The following is an 18,016-nucleotide window of genomic DNA, read 5'->3' as shown; positions in this document are numbered from 1 at the left end:
ACTCGCCCCTCAGGGGACATAGATTTCCCAGATCGCCGTCAGAACGAAACTGACGAAAGCAAAGGGTGTAAGAACCTTCCAGCAGACATACATCAGCTGGTCAACCCTGAGCCGGGGAAGGGTCCAGCGAAGCCACATCTGCACGAAGATGAAGAAAAAGCCTTTTGAGATAATCCAGAATGCGCCCCATACCGGCCCGGTGGTCATGTCGTTCAGGGCTATTGGACCAATATTTGGCAGCGGTGAATTCCATCCGCCAAGGAAGACGATGGAAATAATGGCCGACACCATGAACATGCTGCCATACTCCGCGAGGAATATGACTGCGAACTTCATGCCTGAGTACTCGGTAAAGTACCCTGCAACCAGCTCTGATTCAGCTTCAGGGATATCGAAGGGAGCACGGTTCACCTCGGCAAGGGAGGCGATGAAATAGATGAGAAACGGCAGCCATGCAATGGGCGACTGAAAAAGAAAGAAGTGCGCAAAACCATATGTGCCCGACTGGAGGATGTTGATCTGCTGCATGTCGAGGGTTCCGGCCATCATGGCGCCACAAAGCAGCGCAATTGCAGCGGGAATTTCATAGCTCACAATCTGCGCAACGCTTCTCACAGCGCCATAGAGCGACCACTTGTTGTTTGAACCCCAGCCGGCCGCAAGAATGCCAACCACCTCAAGGGCCACAATGCCAATGGCAAAAAAGAGACCCACATTCAGGTTTGCTCCAATAAAGGCGGGGCTGAAAGGGAGCACGGCAAAAGCGAGAAACGAACCGACAAACAAAACACCGGGGCCGATGACAAAGAGAAACTTGTCGGCGGAGGTGGGAACAATATCCTCCTTCTGGAGCAGTTTCAGAATGTCAGCCAGTGTCTGCAGAATGCCCCACTTGCCGACCTCCATGGGACCGAGGCGATCCTGCATGAAAGCTGAAATTTTCCGTTCACCGTACACACCGTAGGTAAGAGCGTAGAGAGCGATGAAGACCAGTGGAATGGCGGCTATGATGAGAAGACCAAGAGGAAGTCCTGCAGGCTGGAACCCTGCAAGGGCGTCCGACCACGCGTTGAGGCTGTTACCCATAAGAAGTGGCATGCTGAATTGCGGTAAGGCGGAGTGTATCATCGGTCAACCTCCCCGAGAACGATGTCCAGGCTGCCGATAATGGCAACAAGATCGGGAATCAACTGACCCCGTGAAAGGTCTTTCATGGCCGACAGGTTAACAAAGCATGAAGAGCGGGCCTTGCAGCGCAGCGGACTGGTTGATTTCCCGTCACTCTGAATGTAGAAACCAAGCTCGCCACGGGGATTTTCGGCACGGCCGTATACCTCGCCCGCTTTCGGCCTGACTCTTTTCGGCACGGCTGAGCGTGGATCAAAACCCTGGGTACCGGGCATTTTGTCAATGCACTGCTCGATTATCTTGAGGCTCTCCTCAATTTCAAGAGCACGCACAAGGTGGCGTGAAAGGCAGTCGCCCACAACGGAGAGCTTCCCGTCAGGAACAGGGACGGCAAAATCAAGTTCGGGGTAGATGGAATACGGATCATTGCGTCTTATATCCCACTGGACACCTGAGCCGCGAAGCATGGGGCCTGACCATCCATAATTGATGGCAACATCGGCAGGCATGATGCCGATGCCCTTGGTCCTCTTCACGAAAATCTCGTTTTCTGTCAGCAGCTGCTGTAGTTCAAGAGCCTTGGGACGGAAATAGTTGACAAACTCCAGAACCCGTTCGTTGAAACCTGCCGGTACATCATAGGCAAGACCACCGACCCATATATAATTATAGAGCATCCGTGCACCCGTAGCCCACTCAAGCATATTGAGAATGTGCTCACGGTCCCGGAAACAGAAAAGAAACGGTGTAAATGCACCAAGATCAATTGCGTAGGTACCGATGGCCACAAGGTGGGAGGCAATCCGGTTCAGCTCGGAAACAATGACGCGGATGAACTCGACCCGGCGGGGAATTTCCAGATCAAGCAGTTTTTCCACAGCAATACAGTATGCCATTTCACTGTTGATGCCTGCAAGGTAATCCATCCTGTCGGTATAGGGAACAATCGCCGGATAATCGACATGCTCACAATGCTTTTCAAAGCAGCGATGCAGGTAACCAAGGTATGGTTCAGCCTCGGTAACAACCTCACCGTCTGTCAGGCACTCAAGGCGAAGCACGCCATGGGTTGAGGGGTGCTGGGGACCCATACTGAGCACCATCTGCTCGGTTGAAAGGTCCTTTTCAAGAACCACAATAGTATCGCTTTTTCGGCTCAGACGGAGGGATCCCTGTCCAGCCATTTCCAATTCCTGCATAGAGATGCGGCTTTAACTTTTTAAACCCATGTCAGTATGGCACCTTGATGCCATGATAGCTCTCCTGTACCTTGTAATCCTTGCGGAGCGGCCAGCCTTCCCAGTCGTCAGGGCAGAGAATCCTGCGCATGTCGGGATGGCCCTCAAAGAGCATTCCCAGCATGTCATACGCCTCGCGCTCATGCCAGTTGGCCGTATGCCACACACCGGCAACACTGGGAATCGATCCTCCCTCACGGGGGCACTTGACCTTGACGGCAAGCTTGTGACCGAACACACCAAGAGACTCAAGGTTGGCAACCAGGCCAAGCTTTCCCTCCTCAGGGTAGTCGACACCTGAAAGACAGGCCATGTAGTTGAACTTCAGCTTTGGATGGTCGCGCATGAAAAGCGCAATATCAGTCCAGAGCGCTGTATCAAGAACCTCGAAAAACGGCATGGTGGCGTTGTCGTCGAATGCCGATATGGCCTCGCCGAATTTTTCATGGATGACGGCATATGCCGCTCCACTCTCCTGCGCCGCATTGGACAATACCTTTCCTTCTTCCATTCTTCCGTTATTCAGCCGTTAGTCTGCCGGGTTATTCAATTTCTTATGCTGTTTTCTGCTTTCTCGCCTCTTCAATGAGAGGCTGGGGATCACTTTCTGCTTCAGCAAGTTTTTTCAGCGCATCAGCCCTTGAAACGCCAAGCCCCTCCATGCGTATCAGCTCCTGAATCTTCATCAGGCCGCCAATCAGAGCTTCAGGACGGGGAGGACATCCGGGAACATAGACATCGACGGGAATGACCCTGTCAACACCCTTGAGAACATGATATCCATGCTCCCAGTAGGGACCGCCGCAGTTGGAACAGCTTCCCATCGAAAGCACATAGCGGGGCTCAGGCATCTGCTCATACAGGCGCACAACACGCTCGGCCATTTTCATGGTAACCGTACCGGCCACAATCATCAGATCCGACTGGCGCGGAGAGGAACGGGGGAAAATACCGAACCGCTCAAGATCATAGTTGGAAGCGTTGGTCGCCATCATCTCAATGGCGCAGCAGGCAAGACCGAAACCCATTGGCCAGAGGGAGGAGAGGCGGGCCCAGTTCAGGACACTGTCAACTGAAGTTACCAGTACATTCTGCCTTGAAACCGCTGCGTCGAGTAAACCCATGATAGCTGTGAATAGAGATGGATAAGTGGTCAGTCCCTCTGGGAAGTTGATTTGGAGGCCGGCATCTCCGGCATTTTCGGAACGGATGGGGTCGGCCTCACCCAGTCAAGATCGCCTTTCACCCATGCATAGACGAGCCCGAGAATGAGAATGCCTGCAAACACAAGTGCCTCAACGAGGGCGAAGCTCCCAAGCTGGCGGAAGACGGTTGCCCAGGGGAACAGGAAAACGACCTCCACATCAAAAATGATGAAGATAAGGGCAACAACATAAAACCTGATATTGAATTTGACCCAGGCTGAACCCACGGCCTCTTCACCGCATTCGTAAGTAGATGTCTTGACTGGGTTTGGGCGGCTGGGACGCAGCATGCGGGCGGTAAGATATCCCCCGGCGACGAAGACAACGCCAAGAAGAAAAAATACAAAGACATTGCCAAATTCACTCAGCGTCTGGTCCATGTGATGCCATTCTAATGTTAATACCCGGAGCAGGTGCGCAAATATAAAAAAAATTACCCACAGACAAGAAAAAAACAGGGCCCTGTCGGGAGAAAGTTAACAATTTTAAACGCTCTTCATAAAAAGCGTAACCTTTCACGATGTTGTTCCACTGAAAGAACGGCTCAATCGCACAAAAAGCCTTAATAACAGGCGCGTAGCAATGAGGGTCAAGGGAATGACAACCACCTGGGAAAGAAGATCAGACGAAGTGACGGGCCTCAGGAGAGGAGCGATGAATCCACTGAGCGCAAGCCAGACAACAGGGGCCCACACAACTGCAAGCACTACCGGCAGACCTTTTTTCATGAAAAGGTTCCGTGAATCGGTATCAGGGAAAAGCTTCATTGTTCATCAAAGAAGAGGGTTCGAATCTGTTCGGCCATTGAGGGGTCAAGCGTCCCGAGCCTCTCACAGACCTCCCTGAGCTTCTCCATTTCTCCCCTTGAAACAAGGTACATGGCCATTTTCCGGTGAGGCTCCGGATTTTCCGGCTCAAGCCGAAGTGCCTCCATAAACGCATCCTTTGCATCGTCATACTCGCCAAGGTCAAGATAAACATCGCCAAGAACGCACCACGCCTCAACATATCCGGGATCAATCTCAAGAGCGGCCTTGAGGGTGCTGAGTGCAGACTCCTCTTTACCGAGGGTAAGCTGCACAAACCCAAGATAGCTTCTTGAAGGAACATGGCCGGGATCGAGAACAATTGAACGAAGAAGGCTGCAGCCGGCTTTCCGGTATTCACCCGCTGCTATGAGGGTAAGAGCCCGTGCGTAAAGTGCCTGCGGGTTGCGGGGCTCATCACAAAGAAGCCCGTCAAGAAGCGCAAGTGCCTCGTCATGCTCCTGCCGCTCAATGCATGCAAGCGCTTCGCTGTACCGCGCATTCTGGTTGTCGCCTGTTGGTTCAGTCATATCAGCATCCGTCATCAGAACATTACATTGACATACTCATTCATCAACCCCAAGCGTTGCATATGCATCCTGAATACCTTTCAGGGTGCGTACCTCGTCAACCACCTTGCCCGACAACCACCCGCCAAAAGCCGGCGAATCATTGATGCATCCGACATACTGAAGCATACCAAGCCCCGACCTGTCGAGCAGACGGCGGGCTTCGTACTCGGTCTCGCTGTTGTCGGCAAAAAATCCGTAGGGAAACATAACCATCCCGTCGCACTCTTCATCGCGGAACTCCGCTATGGCCTTCTGAACCGTATCAGCGGTCCACTCCCCTCCTGCCGAATGGTTCATGCACCCCTGACGGATATCGGCAAACACATTGCGGGGGTCAGCCATGATTTTTCGCTTCACCATCTCAAAAAAGCGTCCGGTTTCATCAAGTCCGGTAAAGACCCTGGGGGGATTTCCTGCACGATCTTTGACAAGAGTGCCGTGAATAACCAGGACAAGACCAAATTTTCCTGCGCCCTTCTGAAACCTTGTTCCTGAAAGCCGGTTGAACAGATGGTCTACATAAATCCGCTGCAGTTCATCATCAGCCCAGAACTTGTTCATCAGTCTGACAAGGCTGTAGCGTTCATTGCCGTAAACATCGGACACCGTCCTGCAGGCGACCCCGCATGAAAATGCCGATTCAACAGGAATCATCGGAACAACAACAATGCCGTCATACTCCTGGCGAAGCCGCTGGAGCAGATCCTCAAGATAGGGGGGAACAAAATAATATGCGTCAAACACATCAACATCCACCCCTGAAGGGAGTGTGGCGGCATTTGACTCCAGCTCGCACCGAAGGCGTTTCGTCTGCGCCCGATTTGTGGAAAGAAGCGAAGATTCATACCCGTTCCAGCGCCAGTTGATGAAGTGTTTCATCGAGCGGTAGTCGGCAATGAGATAGATGAGAAACGAGGGAACTTTGACAATCTGGCTGGTAATGACCTTGAGAATACGGCGGGAACTTGGCCAGAGGTTCCTCAGCGTCAGCTTTTCAACTTCACCATAGGTAACAACAACAACAGCGTATCGCTTCCTCTTCACAGCCCTGTCCACCATTTCAGTTCAAGATACATGACCGCAAACCCCAGGATGGAACCCACCAGCGTCTGCATGAAATTATGAGCTTTCAACTCTATCCGCGCCCACATCAACAAGGGGACGCCAGAAAGCAGCCACAGCGACTGCGCCCCGAACTGGAGAAAGACAAGCGCTGCCGAAGAGGCAAAGGTAAAGAGGTGAATGCTGATTTTCCACTGGAGCGTCACCAGGAGAATCAGAACAGTATTGACCGCATTGAACAGAAGAATCCCTCCGAGAAACCTTGGTGCATGCATCTGCTGCATGAACTCATACCCAAGAAAATTTACCGCAACAAGCACAAGGAGAGGCAGGAACCGCTGCTCCCGGAAGGAGATGTTGTAGTCGGATACCTTGCCGATTTTTTTCAACCCGTAAATGAGGAGCATTGGAGCCAGAATGCTCGCAGAAAAGAGGACGGAGATATAGGCCAGACGGGCAGCATCATCACGGTAACCGAACATGACAATACAGAGATAGGCAAGCGGAGCAACAACCACAGGACTGATAACCCATGAAATGACATTTGCTGAACGGTGTCTGTCAAACTGCACGGGCACAAGGGGTAAGCTCTGTTGATGTAAGCGCATGACGCGCGAAAAAGTATTCATAAAGATAACTTTTTAATAAGTTAAAATCCATTTATATTCTCACTCCACTGCGAGAGTGGTGAAATTGGTATACACGCTAGTCTTAGGAACTAGTGCCGTGAGGCGTAAGGGTTCGAGTCCCTTCTCTCGCACTCCCCCCGGGAAGTTGCCAAAGTGGCGGAACTGGTAGACGCGCTGGACTCAAAATCCAGTGGGATAACACCCGTGTGGGTTCGAGCCCCACCTTTGGTACAATACACAACCGCAGGACAAGACCGCAGCAGGCATGGACAGGATGTACTCACCATGGCGTGAAACATACATGCAGTCGTTCAAGGAAGAAAAGAGCGCTGCAAGTTCAGGGAAATCTGTCTTTGCCGACATTCCTCCCGAGGAAGATGAAGAGCGCTTCGTCCTCTACCGGGGCAAGAGGTGTTTTATCATCATGAACCTCTACCCCTACAACTGCGGCCACCTGATGGTCATTCCCTACTTTCAGACAGCCTCCTTCACCGGTCTCGACCGGGAGACGAAGCTTGAGGTCATGGAGCTGACCGATCTCTCAATCAGAGCTCTTGAAAAAACACTGAAACCACAGGGAATCAACTTCGGAGCAAACCTCGGCCGGGTAGCGGGAGGCAGCGTCGACACCCACATCCATTTCCATATTGTCCCCCGATGGGAGGGCGACACCAACTTCATGCCGGTACTTGCCGAAGCCAAAGTGCTCAGCAACGATATGCGAGCCCTCTACAGAAATCTGAAAACGGCAATCGGAGAATGTCTTGCCGAAGACCCCTCCTGAATCGGCCGTCTCCAATGGAAAATGCCATCTGCCCGATAACCGGCTCCGCTGACTCCACACCTTTCCTCTCGGTTCCTGATCGATTCCACCCCGAAAAGGGATGCAGATGGAACATTGTACAGATAAACCCTTCGGGCCTCATGATGCTGAACCCCCGTCCCGACAGGGAGGAGCTGGAACAGCACTACCAACACAGCGGATACAGCCCTCATATGCAATCAGCACACTCCCCCGCTGAGCGGCTTCAGCAGGCAGCACACCAACTGCTCCTTTCCTGGCGGGCTGCAGTAGTCCTGAAAGGGCTGAATAAAGAGAGGGAGGAAACGCGTCTCCTTGAGATTGGCTGCGCCACAGGAACGCTGCTCGGGACGCTCCATAGGAAAAACGGCCTGCAAAGGGAACATCTCACCGGCATTGAGCCCGACAGAGAATCAGCTGCTTACGCCAGGGAACGATACGGACTGAGGATACTTCACGCTCTGGGCGAACTGGCGGAGAACGACAAAGGGTATGACCGCATCGTTCTCTGGCATACACTGGAACATATTGACGATCTTCACGCCACACTCCAAGAGATGGAACAGCTTCTTGCTCCAGACGGAAAGATCATCCTCGCACTTCCCAATCCGTTCAGCTACGATGCACAACACTACGGGGCATACTGGGCTGCATGGGACGCCCCCCGACACCTCTGGCACTTCACGCCCGACACTCTTTCAGCATTGCTGGCACTCCATGGCCTCACCGTCAGCAATACTTCCCAATGGCTGCCCGACACCATCTACAACACCCTTCTCAGTGAAAAGCTCCTTGCAACAGGCACCCGAAAACCGCACGGTGCTCAAAACATACCAGCCGCACTTGTTCAAGCAGGACGCTTCACCCTCCGCTCTGTTCTGAACCCCACAGGAAGCTCATCAGTCATTTACACGGTAGAAAAAACAACCTGAACGCTCAGCGGGGAATACGCCCGAGAGATCGGTCGAGCAGGACGCCGGCAGCAAGGTAGTCATAAACGGCCTGCAGGTAGTTGGTCCTTGCTTTGTTGAGCTGCAGCTCTGAATCGGTCAGCTCCAGACGCGAACCCACACCCTCCCTGAAACGGAGCAACGATATCCGATACCCCCGTTGCGCCATAGCTATGGTGCTCGACTGCACATCAATGCGCTTCTCAGCCTCACGCCAAGCCGAAAGCCGCAGCTCAATTTCAGCCATTGCATTCGCCCTGAGATCCTCAAGACGGGTCATTGTCTGGAACTGCGCAATCTTGGCCTGCTGCACCCGCGAACTGATACGGTAACCGGTAAAAATGGGAAGGCTCACCTGCACGCCAACCCACGAGGAAACGGGCCATCGGGAATCGGAGAGCTGAACTTCGTCATCAAAGGCGGTCTGCGACTCCAGCTGACCAACGGCGGTCAGCATGGGAAAACGCTCGGCACGAACAGCGGTAATTTTATCCTTTTCCGCCTTGACCTGCAGCTCCAGCTGACGGATGTCGGGGCGTTTCTCCATCGCCTCGCTCCAGGCAGCCCCAAGGTCGCCGGGATAGGAGCGGGAACCAACCGAGAGGGTATCGAGAAGAACCAGAGGGGTTTCAAGCGAAACACCCATGGTGTTTTTCAGCCTGGTCATGGTGGCATTCACTCTGGTCTCTGCCTGAATGAGATCAGGGCGGAGGTTCTCAACCGAGAGAAAGGCCTTGAGGGTATCGATATCGGCAACAACCCCCTGACGGAACATGGCCTGTGTATCCTTTCTGGATTCCTCCCATCGGGCAATACTCTCCTCTACAAGCTTCAGCTGATCGCGCGAAATGAGAGCATCGTAGTAAGCCATGGAAATATCGGAAAGAACCGCCGACTCTGCATTCCGGTAAGCCTCATCGCTCATTTTCCCGGCCGTTGCAGCCGCACGGATGGAAGCATAGGCGGAACCATTGAAAAGAGACTGGCTCACCTCAAGCGTCGCAGTGGCGGAATTGTCGGAACTGATTTCCATCGGACTCGTATCGCCCGGAAAGTTCGGCAGAAACATGACGGAGGGCTGCAGTGAACGGGTATAAGTGAAGCCGGAGGTGATCTGGGGCAGCACGGGAGAGGTTGCCTCCATCAGTTTTTCAGAGCTCATCCTTCTGTCAAGGCGTGCCAATTCAAGCGTCCGGCTCTTCTGCAGCCCGATTCGCACCGCGTCCTCAAGCCTCACCCGCAACTCCCCCGCGACAGAAGAGTCTTTCGGAGCCTTATCTGCTGCATGGACAGGGGTAAACGAAGCAGCAACAAGCAGGAAAGAGACGACAATATTCTTAACCATCAAAAAATTAGTTATTTACAGGATTATAGACTTGTTTCAGTAACGGTTCTTCCAAAGAGAACGGAGCCGATCAGCAAGAAATTTCTCACGCCCCTCTTCAGTCGGGCGGTAATATGTTTTTGGCTCCATCCCTTCGGGGAAATAGTGTTCCTCCACAAAATGACCGGGAAAGGAGTGGGGATAGCGGTAGTTGGCACCGTAGCCCTGACGCTTCATCAATTTTGTGGGAGCATTGCGAAGATGCATGGGGATGGAGAGATTCTGCAGCAACTTCGACTCGGCAAGAGCCTCGTTGATTCCCGCGTATGCCGCATTGGACTTGGCGCATGAGGCAAGGTAGGTGACCCCCTGGGCAAGATTGATTCTGGCCTCGGGAAGCCCTATCATGGAAACCGCTTGAAACACTGAGACAGCCAGCGTGATTGCATAGGGATCAGCATTACCGACATCCTCACTGGCAAAAATCACCAGCCTCCGTGCGATGAACTTCGGGTCCTCCCCTCCATCAATCATCCGGGCAAGCCAGAACAAGGCAGCGTCGGGATCAGACCCCCGCAGCGACTTGATGAATGCTGAAATGGTGTCGTAATGGGCCTCCCCCCCCTTGTCATACATCGGAGCCCGATGCTGGAGAGCCCGCTCAAAAACATCGGCAGTGAGCTGAACCGGCCCATCCCCCTCCGGCACCAGCGACATAGCCGCCTCAAGTGCATTGAGGGCCTTTCTTGCGTCGCCACCAGCGAAACGGAGCAGAAATCCGGGATCCTCAAGCTCCACCTTCCGGGAAGCAAAAAGGGAATCGCCGTCCATGGCCCGCTGGATAAGAGAAGCAATATCATCCTCCGTAAGCGGTTTGAGAATATAGACCTGCATTCTGGAAAGCAATGCGGCGTTCACTTCGAACGAAGGATTTTCCGTAGTCGCTCCAATCAGCACAACCACACCCTGCTCAATGGCATGCAGCAGGGTATCCTGCTGAGCCTTGTTGAACCGGTGGATTTCGTCAATGAAGAGAATCGTTCGTTCGCCCCTTTCCCTGGCAGAAGCCGCATCAGAAAGAGCCCTGCGTACCTCCTTCACTCCGGAGTCAATAGCCGAAAGGGTTTCAAAGCGGAACCCGAGAGCCGAAGCGCATATCTCGGCAAGCGTCGTTTTTCCGGTTCCGGGAGGACCCCAGAATATCATTGAGGGGAGCTGGCCTCCCGAAAGAAACCTGCGAAGCGGACCATCCGGACCAAGCAGATGCTCCTGCCCCCTCATATCGTCAAGTGAACGGGGCCGGACCCTCTCAGCCAGAGGCTGGAAAGGCGATGGATTGCCTCCCTCTCCCCCCGAAACCCCGAACATGTCGGGCGTACCCTTACGAATGTTCATTCAGAACCCCTGCTGGCGAAGCCACGCTTCATCCATGGAAGAAGCAGGAACCGAAGATGCGGCTGGTGCATCAAAACGGCGGGCAACATATTTCCCGAGAATGTCAAACTCCAGGTTCACCATGCTGCCTGTCTTCAGAGCTGCAATCGTGGTATGAGCAACGGTATAGGGAATAACAGCAACAGTAAAGGAGTTGTCCTCAAGACGGGCAACCGTCAGGCTTACCCCGTCTATGGCAATGGAACCGGCAGAAACAAGAACGGGCGCGAAAGCAGCAGGAAACGAAACGGTGATTTCACGGCTAGAGCCCAGTTCCCGTATGGCGGAAACAGGAGCAGAAGTGTCGACATGACCAAGCACAAAATGTCCGCCCATGCGGTCCATTGGCCGAAGAGCCCGTTCAAGATTCACAAGGGCACCCTCCCTGAGGGAGCCAAGCGTCGTTTTTGCGAGCGTCTCCTCGACGCTGTCAACTTCAAAACTGTCGGGGGTGCAGCCGACAACAGTCTGGCATGCGCCATTGATGCTCACGCTTTCATCCACCGCAAGGCCAACAAAAGCCTCCGGCATGCTGTGGCGAACCTTCAGCCGCAGTCCCCCACGCTGGCGGCTTATTCCGCCAACTGTGCCAACATCTTTTATGATTCCGGTAAACATGGCGCAAACTGTTGTGACTTGAAAAGAGAGATCAATATAGCAAAAATATCACCCTGCAGGGTTCCCCCCCAGCCCCATGAACCGCAAAGCGCCGGCAGAGTGCCGGCACTTCGGGTATTATGAAACAAGCCATGTATACTCTCTTTATGCAAGGGCTGCAAGAGCAGCATCATAATCAGGCTCCTCAACAATTTCCGGAACCTGCTCGGTATATGCAATGCGACCGTCCGCATCAACAATGACCACTGCACGCGACAGAAGCCCTCTGAGAGGACCATCAGCTATGCTCACCCCATAATCACTGCCGAAGGCTGGCGAGCGGAATACTGAAAGAGAGATCACATCGTCAAGACCCTCAACCTCACAGAAGCGCTTGTGTGCGAAGGGAAGATCGGCAGAAATACAAAGCACTACGGTATTGTCAAAAGAAGATGCCTCCTTGTTGAATCGCCTCACCGATGCCGCACATACTGCAGTATCGAGACTCGGAAAAATGTTCAGCACCATTCTTTTTCCCGCAAAATCCGCAGGGCCCGCTTCAGAAAGATCGGTTTTGACGAGGCAGAAAAAAGGAGCTTCGCTGCCGACGGCAGGAAGGGTTCCAACAGTCTGGATTGTGTTTCCTTTAAGAGTAATCGTTGCCATAAAACAATAAAATCTCAAGTTAAAAAAAAATACTGCCTGCTCATGTCTCTGGAGTTCAGGAAGGTTCAACCACTGCGCCTTCCAGAGAGTTCCCCGCCCTTCAGCTCCAGACCCCTTTTCCTTTGCCGGGCCTGTAGCGGCCTGCACCCAAAAAGAACAGCGCAAGCGCTCCGAACAGGTAAAGCCCCTGCAGCTCAAGAGCATATGCTCCATGCTCGGTCAGCCGAAACATATCGCCGGTGTGGACCAGATAGATGGCCATCACCATAACAGCCACCTGCATGAGTGCAGCAACCCGGGTATAAAGCCCCAGCACAATAAGGATCGGTGCAAGAACCTCGCCCACCAGAATGCCGTGCGACAGATAACCGGGCAGATGAGCTTTCTCCAGCATTTTCTCAACAAAACCATACCCGTGCTGCAGCTTGTTGATGCCATGAAAAAGCATCAGCCCGCCAACCGACAACCTGAGAAGCAGTTTAGCAAGGTCACTATTGTTAACAAAACGATCAAGCATGACGAATCCTCCATTGTTAGGAAAGGTTATCTGACTGTGTAAGCTTCCAGAAGAACATCCTCCCCAACCAGGCGGGGAGGCTCAAACCTGAAAGCGGGGGCCTCATCGGGGGAAGAGACGCCCAATGGGGCGAAGGAGGCGAGAGCATCGCCGCCAAAGAGTTTGGGAGCAATGAACATATAAAGCTTGTCCAGAAGCCGCTCCCGGGCAAGGGATGCCGAGAGCCGGCCGCCCGACTCAACCAAAACCGAAAGCACCTGCCGCCGGTGCAGTTCATCAAGCACAGCCCGCAGGTCAAGACCGCCTGTCCCCTCCTCAACAAACACCATTTCAACACCAATGGCCGCATATCTGAGGGCAGAGGGCGATCCCTCCATGGATTGTGATGCAAAGAGCAGAGTTTTGGCCTCATCACCGAACACCGGAGCATCGGGTGAAAGGGAAAGAGAAGGATCCAGCACCACCCTGAGCGGGTTCCTCCCGGCACAATGCCTGACCGTCAACCGCGACCCATCTGCACGGATGGTGGCAGCACCGCTCAATACCGCATCATACGAACAGCGGAGTCGGTGAACCTCCAACCGGGCAGCCTCCCCTGTTATCCACTTCGACTGCCCGTCAGCAGTGGCAATCCTCCCGTCAAGCGTTTCAGCAAGTTTGAGAGCAACAAAAGGACGACCCTCGGCATGGCTTGTCATGAATGCCTCGTTCAGCCGTTTCGACTCCGCCTCCAGCACGCCCTCCAGCACCTCCACACCAGCTGAACGGAGCTTCGCCACACCTCTTCCTGCCACCTGAGGGTTGGGGTCACCGCAGCCGATGACAACCCTTCTGATTCCTTTTTCAACAATAAGATCTGCACAGGGAGGTGTTTTTCCGTGATGAGAACAGGGTTCAAGGTTCACATACAGGGTTGAACGGCGAAGCACCGCCCCGTCACCAACAGAAGCGATTGCATTCACCTCCGCATGAGGGCCCCCGAAGGCCTCATGATACCCCTCCCCCACAACCTCGCCATCACACACTATGACTGAGCCCACCATCGGGTTGGGGCTTACCGCCCCGGCCCCCTGACGGGCAAGCTCAAGGCAGCGCACCATATGGCGCAAATCCTCAGCAATCAACATGAACAATGCTTTTCCGGCCCGTCAACCTGAACCTGAACCAGCCGTATCCCCGACAGGCGCAACAACTCGGAAATATGCTCGATTTTATAAGGCTTCTCGTAGTAAATGGTCCTGATCCCCACATTGATCAGCACCTTGAGGCAATGAATACAGGGACTTGCCGTAATGTATATATCCGCATCCTTGATAGAGACCCCATGCTTGGCAGCCTGCGCAATGGCATTGATTTCAGCATGGATGGTATTGACGCAATTCTCCTCAACCGTCCCATCGGGGTGCGTACTCCGGTATATCCTGCAATTGGTTTCATTACAGTGTGGAAGGCCTGAAGGAGCCCCGTTGTAACCGGTAGAGAGAATATTGTTATCGCGCACGATGACCGCCCCGATATGACCCCGGGTGCAGGTTGCCCGCTGTGAAATCAGCCGTGCAACACTCATGAAATACTCATGCCACCCAAGCCGTTTTTCCTGTTCGCAGTGCCCGTCACCAACTTCACCGCCGCAGGTGCAGCCGCCCGTGTTTTCTTCGGTCATATCCGTAGTATTTTCAGCATTATCAGAACGAAAAAATCGACATTTTATTTAAAATAGAGAAAAAGATCGTGCCCACGCAACCTTTTGGAGCCCATGTTCCGCAATTACTTCACCCTCTTTCACGCCGCAGGGGAACTGCATGAAACGCTTGCACGAGGAACCCTTACGGGGGTGCACTCACAGGAGAAAAACCAGCTTGTCCTCAGCTTCCTGAACAGAGCCGGAGAACCGCTGGAACTGACACTCTTCATCCGCAACCCCAAAACGGCGCTCTTCATGCGAAGCGGCCATCACCGGAAAAAGAAGCAGAGTGCCTCACTCTGGCATATCAGTGAAGATGACACCGTACAATCAGTCGCCATCTCCCCGGTCGACCGTGAAATAACCATCACGCTCCAGAGCGGCCTCAGCATCATGCTGCAGCTCTTCGCCACAAACAGCAACGCCTTTCTTCTTGAAAAGAGAACAGTTATCGACGCATTCAAAAACAGCACCATCCTCAAGGGCACTCATCTTCCCGAACAGCAAGAGAGTTCCTCAATCATCGAGCAGCTTGACTCGCTGGCAGACTCGCTGGCAGATTTTGAGGAGCTGCTTCAGCAACACAACGGCGACATTGAACACACAGTCGCCGCCCTGCCGGGATTTGACAGAAAACTGCAGAGAGAACTTCTCACGAGACTTGAGAACCACCACCCCGCAACCGCCCTTCACAGCCACTTCCGCACGCTTCTCCATGAGCTGCAGAACCCTCATATCCAGACTGGCAGGAACCAAGACGGGGCTCCTGAGTTCAGTATTCTCCACTCCCCATTGAATGAATCGCTGCAGCACGAAAACATCCTTCAGGGGCTTGCGGCTTACAGCATTGCCACACTCCGCCACACCGGCACAGCTATGCAGGAGCCTCCCCTCCGCTCAACCCTGAAAGAACGACTCAAAAAAATCCGCAAAGAACTGCAGACCATAAACCCCGATGCAGTTGCCGCGGAAGCCCAAAAGAATGAGATCTCAGGCCATCTCCTCATCGCCTCACTTTACCTGGAGCGAACAAGACCTGAATCCATCACACTCACCGACATCTTCTCCCCCGAAAGCCCGCCCCGAACAATTCCGCTCCAGAGGGAACTCAACCTGCAGCAGAATGCAGAACACTATTTCCAGAAATCCTCAAAAGGAAAAGGGAAAATAGAGGGGCTTCTCAAGCGAAGAAAAAAGCTTGAAGTGGAGGCAGCAGAACTTGAAGCAGAGCTTGCAGGAATGACCGCCGAAGAACCCTCAGACGCCCGGCAGCGAAGAAAGTCAACAGGAAGCGCAGCACAGAAAAAAACGGCTGAACGACTCCCCTTCAAAAGCATCCGCATCAGCGACACCATAACGCTTCTTATAGGGAAAAATGCTGCCGACAACAACACCCTGACCTTCCAACATGCCCGTCCCAACGACATCTGGCTCCATGCCAGGGGGACCTCCGGCTCGCACTGCGTTCTCAAAGGAGCCAGCCCCGACCATAGCGACGCAATCCAAAAAGCAGCCGCAATAGCCGCATGGCACTCAAAAGCAAAACACTCAGGGCTCGTGCCCGTCATCTATACGCTGAAAAAACATGTCCGCAGAGGAAGGAATCTTCCCCCGGGCCAGGTTGTTGTAGAACGCGAAAAGGTCCTCATGGTCAAACCCGAAAAAGAACTTCCCTGAACCCCCTTAGAAAAAAACACAATGGAAAACTATAAGCTGGTCCTGCCCGAACATCTCAACCACTACGGATTCCTCTTCGGCGGACACCTGCTGAAATGGATTGATGAGGTCGGCTACATTGCCGTCACGCTTGACTATCCCGGTCGCAACTTTGTAACCGTTGCCATGGACAAGGTGGAGTTCCGCAAAAGCGTACGAAACGGAACCATTCTCGCCTTTGTCACCGAACAGAAACACAAAGGCAACACCGCAGTGGACTACTCAGTGAAAGCCTATACCGAAAAAATTGAAAACGGGATCCGCGAAATGGCCTTCAGCACCAACATCACCTTCGTCGCCGTAGACAGCGAAGGCCACAAACAGCCAATCTGATAATCATCCGCCAAAATCAACGATTGGAGTTGAAAACGGCGCCTGTAAGGCTGATGACCAGAGTAAGGCCTATTGCCGCCATCACGGCGTCAGCCATCCAGATTGCAGCCCAGGGCTCAAGGACACCACGAACCGCCATTTTCTCTCCGGCAATCATCAGGATCCAGTAGAGAACGAAAAAGAAGAGAGAGAGAATGGCTCCAATGCCAAAACCACCCCGCCGGGCAAGAATACCAAGAGGCGCACCCACAAGCACAAAGAAAAAGCAGGCAAATGCAAGGGCATATTTCTTGTGGTATTCAGCCATGAAACGGTTGACCATTCCCTGATTCACATCCCTGTTCTTCAGTTCACTCTGCAGAACAGTGATCTGCCTGTCAAGATAACCAGCCACCGCAGATGCCGCTGCCGCATTGGGGCTTTTGAGCTGAGGATAGCTTACCGCTCCGGCCGGAGTCACAACAGAGAGCGCCTGCTCGAACATTTCAAGCGACATACCTATATGCTTTTCAGAATCGTCAACCTTTCTCTGGTATTCACCCGCCACAAGCAGCAGCTCCTTTGCTGACAATTCCTTCCCGCCGGCACGGTTGCGCCTGTCATCACTTCGCGAAAAACCAAAACCCGTAGATTCAAAAACATACCGATGCTGCTGAAACGACATTTTCCGATAGAGCCTGTAATCCGGTTGCTGAACCTCATGAATCTCTCCATTCCGCAGCGTCAGAAGAAGATAGCCGCCATCATCAGAAAAGCTGATACGCCCCTCTTCAGCTGTAATCACACTCCGGAAATCAGGCCGTGTTGAATCGTAAATGATAATGTCGCCAATACCACCGGTACGCTCATCGGACTTCCGGACAAGAATTGAATAGCCGTCCACCAAGGGAGAAAAGGCATTTTCAGTAATCCCAAAATTCGGTTTCGCCTTAACAATATCATCCATCAGCGACCGGGCCTGATAATTGGCAAGCGGCTGCACAACATTATTGAACCGCTCCACAAAAAAAGAAAGTACCAGGCCTGCAAGAAGAATGGGAATCATAAGACGATAAAGCGACACGCCTGAAGCACGGAAAACAGTCATTTCCGAAGTTGTGGTCAATGCCCCGAACGCCATGACAACGGCAATCAGCACAGCCATGGGAGCTGCAAGCCCCACCATCCATGCCGACTGCAGAGCAATGAGTTCCACCAGAGCCCCGAACCCGATACCCCTGCCGATAAAACGATCCGCAAAACTGGCAAAGAACTGCAGAATCAGCACAAAAATGATGGTAAGGAAGGCAAAGAAAAAAGGACCGACATGTGCCTTGAGTATGTAACGGTCAATCAGTTTCATTCCTTCATTGC

At 53.1% G+C, this 18,016-nt stretch carries 21 protein-coding genes and 2 tRNA genes; 6 read left to right on the top strand and 17 right to left on the bottom strand.

The features are described from left to right. Positions 1 to 9: 9 nt before the first annotated feature. The 9 genes from nuoH to EKD02_RS08090 form a co-directional block, all read right to left on the bottom strand. Positions 10 to 1,128, bottom strand: coding sequence for an NADH-quinone oxidoreductase subunit NuoH (gene nuoH, locus EKD02_RS08130; protein ID WP_011890326.1), 1,119 nt, complete (start codon positions 1,126 to 1,128; stop codon positions 10 to 12). Beyond that, positions 1,125 to 2,327: an NADH-quinone oxidoreductase subunit D gene (locus EKD02_RS08125; protein ID WP_126384939.1), complete on the bottom strand. Its 1,203-nt coding sequence runs from the start codon at positions 2,325 to 2,327 to the stop codon at positions 1,125 to 1,127. Before EKD02_RS08125 ends, nuoH begins: the two co-directional genes overlap by 4 nt. A 31-nt stretch (positions 2,328 to 2,358) precedes the next feature. Further along, positions 2,359 to 2,877 carry an NADH-quinone oxidoreductase subunit C gene (locus tag EKD02_RS08120; RefSeq protein ID WP_011890328.1) on the bottom strand — a complete coding sequence of 173 codons (519 nt, stop codon included), beginning with the start codon at positions 2,875 to 2,877 and terminating at the stop codon, positions 2,359 to 2,361. 43 nt (positions 2,878 to 2,920) lie between these two features. Continuing rightward, positions 2,921 to 3,490, bottom strand: coding sequence for an NADH-quinone oxidoreductase subunit B (locus EKD02_RS08115; RefSeq protein ID WP_011890329.1), 570 nt, complete (start codon positions 3,488 to 3,490; stop codon positions 2,921 to 2,923). 29 nt (positions 3,491 to 3,519) lie between these two features. Next, positions 3,520 to 3,951, bottom strand: a complete 432-nt coding sequence (locus EKD02_RS08110) for an NADH-quinone oxidoreductase subunit A (protein ID WP_126341382.1) — start codon at positions 3,949 to 3,951, stop codon at positions 3,520 to 3,522. Positions 3,952 to 4,086: 135 nt separating this feature from the next. After that, positions 4,087 to 4,299 (bottom strand): hypothetical protein, encoded by a 213-nt coding sequence (locus tag EKD02_RS08105; protein WP_244924429.1) that lies wholly within the window; start codon positions 4,297 to 4,299, stop codon positions 4,087 to 4,089. Between the two features lie 35 nt (positions 4,300 to 4,334). Further along, positions 4,335 to 4,907: a tetratricopeptide repeat protein gene (locus tag EKD02_RS08100; RefSeq protein WP_225739494.1), complete on the bottom strand. Its 573-nt coding sequence runs from the start codon at positions 4,905 to 4,907 to the stop codon at positions 4,335 to 4,337. A 36-nt stretch (positions 4,908 to 4,943) separates the two neighbouring features. Then, positions 4,944 to 6,008, bottom strand: a complete 1,065-nt coding sequence (locus EKD02_RS08095) for a ferrochelatase (protein WP_011890333.1) — start codon at positions 6,006 to 6,008, stop codon at positions 4,944 to 4,946. Further along, entirely contained in the window at positions 5,990 to 6,583 is a 594-nt protein-coding gene (locus tag EKD02_RS08090; protein WP_041469825.1) for a hypothetical protein, read from the bottom strand. The genes EKD02_RS08095 and EKD02_RS08090 overlap by 19 nt, the downstream gene beginning before the upstream one ends. Positions 6,584 to 6,689: 106 nt before the next feature. Between EKD02_RS08090 and EKD02_RS08085 the strand changes: the two genes are divergently transcribed. From EKD02_RS08085 to EKD02_RS08070, 4 genes are all read left to right on the top strand, one after another. Then, positions 6,690 to 6,771, top strand: a tRNA-Leu gene (locus EKD02_RS08085). A 16-nt stretch (positions 6,772 to 6,787) separates the two neighbouring features. After that, a tRNA-Leu gene (locus EKD02_RS08080) sits at positions 6,788 to 6,871 on the top strand. Positions 6,872 to 6,905: 34 nt separating this feature from the next. After that, on the top strand, positions 6,906 to 7,424 hold the full coding sequence (locus EKD02_RS08075; protein WP_011890335.1) for an HIT family protein: 519 nt from the start codon (positions 6,906 to 6,908) through the stop codon (positions 7,422 to 7,424). A gap of 14 nt (positions 7,425 to 7,438) precedes the next feature. Further along, positions 7,439 to 8,374 carry a class I SAM-dependent methyltransferase gene (locus EKD02_RS08070; protein WP_185805723.1) on the top strand — a complete coding sequence of 312 codons (936 nt, stop codon included), beginning with the start codon at positions 7,439 to 7,441 and terminating at the stop codon, positions 8,372 to 8,374. Positions 8,375 to 8,378: 4 nt separating this feature from the next. On the opposite strand, the gene EKD02_RS08065 is transcribed toward EKD02_RS08070, so the two are convergent. The 7 genes from EKD02_RS08065 to EKD02_RS08035 form a co-directional block, all read right to left on the bottom strand. Next, positions 8,379 to 9,737 carry a TolC family protein gene (locus EKD02_RS08065; protein WP_126384935.1) on the bottom strand — a complete coding sequence of 453 codons (1,359 nt, stop codon included), beginning with the start codon at positions 9,735 to 9,737 and terminating at the stop codon, positions 8,379 to 8,381. A gap of 36 nt (positions 9,738 to 9,773) precedes the next feature. Next, a complete protein-coding gene (locus EKD02_RS08060) occupies positions 9,774 to 11,111 on the bottom strand; it encodes a replication-associated recombination protein A (protein WP_126341377.1) in 1,338 nt (445 codons plus the stop codon). Beyond that, positions 11,112 to 11,768 carry a riboflavin synthase gene (locus EKD02_RS08055; protein ID WP_011890339.1) on the bottom strand — a complete coding sequence of 219 codons (657 nt, stop codon included), beginning with the start codon at positions 11,766 to 11,768 and terminating at the stop codon, positions 11,112 to 11,114. It abuts the gene before it with no gap. 144 nt (positions 11,769 to 11,912) lie between these two features. Further along, the gene (tpx, locus tag EKD02_RS08050) at positions 11,913 to 12,413 is read right to left on the bottom strand and encodes a thiol peroxidase (protein ID WP_011890340.1); all 501 of its coding nucleotides are present in this window, start codon (positions 12,411 to 12,413) and stop codon (positions 11,913 to 11,915) included. 100 nt (positions 12,414 to 12,513) lie between these two features. Next, positions 12,514 to 12,930: a DoxX family protein gene (locus tag EKD02_RS08045; RefSeq protein WP_126341376.1), complete on the bottom strand. Its 417-nt coding sequence runs from the start codon at positions 12,928 to 12,930 to the stop codon at positions 12,514 to 12,516. Positions 12,931 to 12,956: 26 nt separating this feature from the next. Then, the gene (gene ribD, locus EKD02_RS08040) at positions 12,957 to 14,057 is read right to left on the bottom strand and encodes a bifunctional diaminohydroxyphosphoribosylaminopyrimidine deaminase/5-amino-6-(5-phosphoribosylamino)uracil reductase RibD (RefSeq protein ID WP_223267084.1); all 1,101 of its coding nucleotides are present in this window, start codon (positions 14,055 to 14,057) and stop codon (positions 12,957 to 12,959) included. Next, complete coding sequence (locus EKD02_RS08035) at positions 14,051 to 14,593, bottom strand: deoxycytidylate deaminase (RefSeq protein ID WP_126341375.1); 543 nt, start codon at positions 14,591 to 14,593, stop codon at positions 14,051 to 14,053. The genes ribD and EKD02_RS08035 overlap by 7 nt, the downstream gene beginning before the upstream one ends. Before the next feature lie 93 nt (positions 14,594 to 14,686). Here EKD02_RS08035 and EKD02_RS08030 point away from each other — a divergent pair, with 93 nt between their 5' ends. Together EKD02_RS08030 and EKD02_RS08025 are read left to right on the top strand one after the other, a co-directional pair. Next, positions 14,687 to 16,291, top strand: a complete 1,605-nt coding sequence (locus EKD02_RS08030) for an NFACT RNA binding domain-containing protein (protein WP_126384933.1) — start codon at positions 14,687 to 14,689, stop codon at positions 16,289 to 16,291. A 21-nt stretch (positions 16,292 to 16,312) separates the two neighbouring features. Next, the gene (locus EKD02_RS08025) at positions 16,313 to 16,663 is read left to right on the top strand and encodes an acyl-CoA thioesterase (RefSeq protein ID WP_011890345.1); all 351 of its coding nucleotides are present in this window, start codon (positions 16,313 to 16,315) and stop codon (positions 16,661 to 16,663) included. A gap of 16 nt (positions 16,664 to 16,679) precedes the next feature. Here EKD02_RS08025 and EKD02_RS08020 read toward each other — a convergent pair whose 3' ends face one another. Beyond that, a complete protein-coding gene (locus tag EKD02_RS08020; RefSeq protein ID WP_126384931.1) occupies positions 16,680 to 18,005 on the bottom strand; it encodes an LptF/LptG family permease in 1,326 nt (441 codons plus the stop codon). Between the last annotated feature and the right edge of the window lie 11 nt (positions 18,006 to 18,016).

The organism is Chlorobium phaeovibrioides, from assembly GCF_003968655.1.
Lineage (GTDB): Bacteria > Bacteroidota > Chlorobiia > Chlorobiales > Chlorobiaceae > Chlorobium > Chlorobium phaeovibrioides.
Note: the sequence above shows the minus strand (reverse complement) of the source record. Positions and strands in the feature narration are given on the sequence as shown.

What these genes read in the sequence shown, in the direction of transcription:
- nuoH (WP_011890326.1), bottom strand. Translation starts at nt 1,128, where the DNA reads ATGATACACTCCGCCTTACCGCAATTCAGCATGCCACTTCTTATGGGT.
- EKD02_RS08125 (WP_126384939.1), bottom strand. Translation starts at nt 2,327, where the DNA reads ATGCAGGAATTGGAAATGGCTGGACAGGGATCCCTCCGTCTGAGCCGA.
- EKD02_RS08120 (WP_011890328.1), bottom strand. Translation starts at nt 2,877, where the DNA reads ATGGAAGAAGGAAAGGTATTGTCCAATGCGGCGCAGGAGAGTGGAGCG.
- EKD02_RS08115 (WP_011890329.1), bottom strand. Translation starts at nt 3,490, where the DNA reads ATGGGTTTACTCGACGCAGCGGTTTCAAGGCAGAATGTACTGGTAACT.
- EKD02_RS08110 (WP_126341382.1), bottom strand. Translation starts at nt 3,951, where the DNA reads ATGGACCAGACGCTGAGTGAATTTGGCAATGTCTTTGTATTTTTTCTT.
- EKD02_RS08105 (WP_244924429.1), bottom strand. Translation starts at nt 4,299, where the DNA reads ATGAAAAAAGGTCTGCCGGTAGTGCTTGCAGTTGTGTGGGCCCCTGTT.
- EKD02_RS08100 (WP_225739494.1), bottom strand. Translation starts at nt 4,907, where the DNA reads ATGACTGAACCAACAGGCGACAACCAGAATGCGCGGTACAGCGAAGCG.
- EKD02_RS08095 (WP_011890333.1), bottom strand. Translation starts at nt 6,008, where the DNA reads ATGGTGGACAGGGCTGTGAAGAGGAAGCGATACGCTGTTGTTGTTGTT.
- EKD02_RS08075 (WP_011890335.1), top strand. Translation starts at nt 6,906, where the DNA reads ATGGACAGGATGTACTCACCATGGCGTGAAACATACATGCAGTCGTTC.
- EKD02_RS08070 (WP_185805723.1), top strand. Translation starts at nt 7,439, where the DNA reads ATGGAAAATGCCATCTGCCCGATAACCGGCTCCGCTGACTCCACACCT.
- EKD02_RS08065 (WP_126384935.1), bottom strand. Translation starts at nt 9,737, where the DNA reads ATGGTTAAGAATATTGTCGTCTCTTTCCTGCTTGTTGCTGCTTCGTTT.
- EKD02_RS08060 (WP_126341377.1), bottom strand. Translation starts at nt 11,111, where the DNA reads ATGAACATTCGTAAGGGTACGCCCGACATGTTCGGGGTTTCGGGGGGA.
- EKD02_RS08055 (WP_011890339.1), bottom strand. Translation starts at nt 11,768, where the DNA reads ATGTTTACCGGAATCATAAAAGATGTTGGCACAGTTGGCGGAATAAGC.
- tpx (WP_011890340.1), bottom strand. Translation starts at nt 12,413, where the DNA reads ATGGCAACGATTACTCTTAAAGGAAACACAATCCAGACTGTTGGAACC.
- EKD02_RS08045 (WP_126341376.1), bottom strand. Translation starts at nt 12,930, where the DNA reads ATGCTTGATCGTTTTGTTAACAATAGTGACCTTGCTAAACTGCTTCTC.
- ribD (WP_223267084.1), bottom strand. Translation starts at nt 14,057, where the DNA reads ATGTTGATTGCTGAGGATTTGCGCCATATGGTGCGCTGCCTTGAGCTT.
- EKD02_RS08035 (WP_126341375.1), bottom strand. Translation starts at nt 14,593, where the DNA reads ATGACCGAAGAAAACACGGGCGGCTGCACCTGCGGCGGTGAAGTTGGT.
- EKD02_RS08030 (WP_126384933.1), top strand. Translation starts at nt 14,687, where the DNA reads ATGTTCCGCAATTACTTCACCCTCTTTCACGCCGCAGGGGAACTGCAT.
- EKD02_RS08025 (WP_011890345.1), top strand. Translation starts at nt 16,313, where the DNA reads ATGGAAAACTATAAGCTGGTCCTGCCCGAACATCTCAACCACTACGGA.
- EKD02_RS08020 (WP_126384931.1), bottom strand. Translation starts at nt 18,005, where the DNA reads ATGAAACTGATTGACCGTTACATACTCAAGGCACATGTCGGTCCTTTT.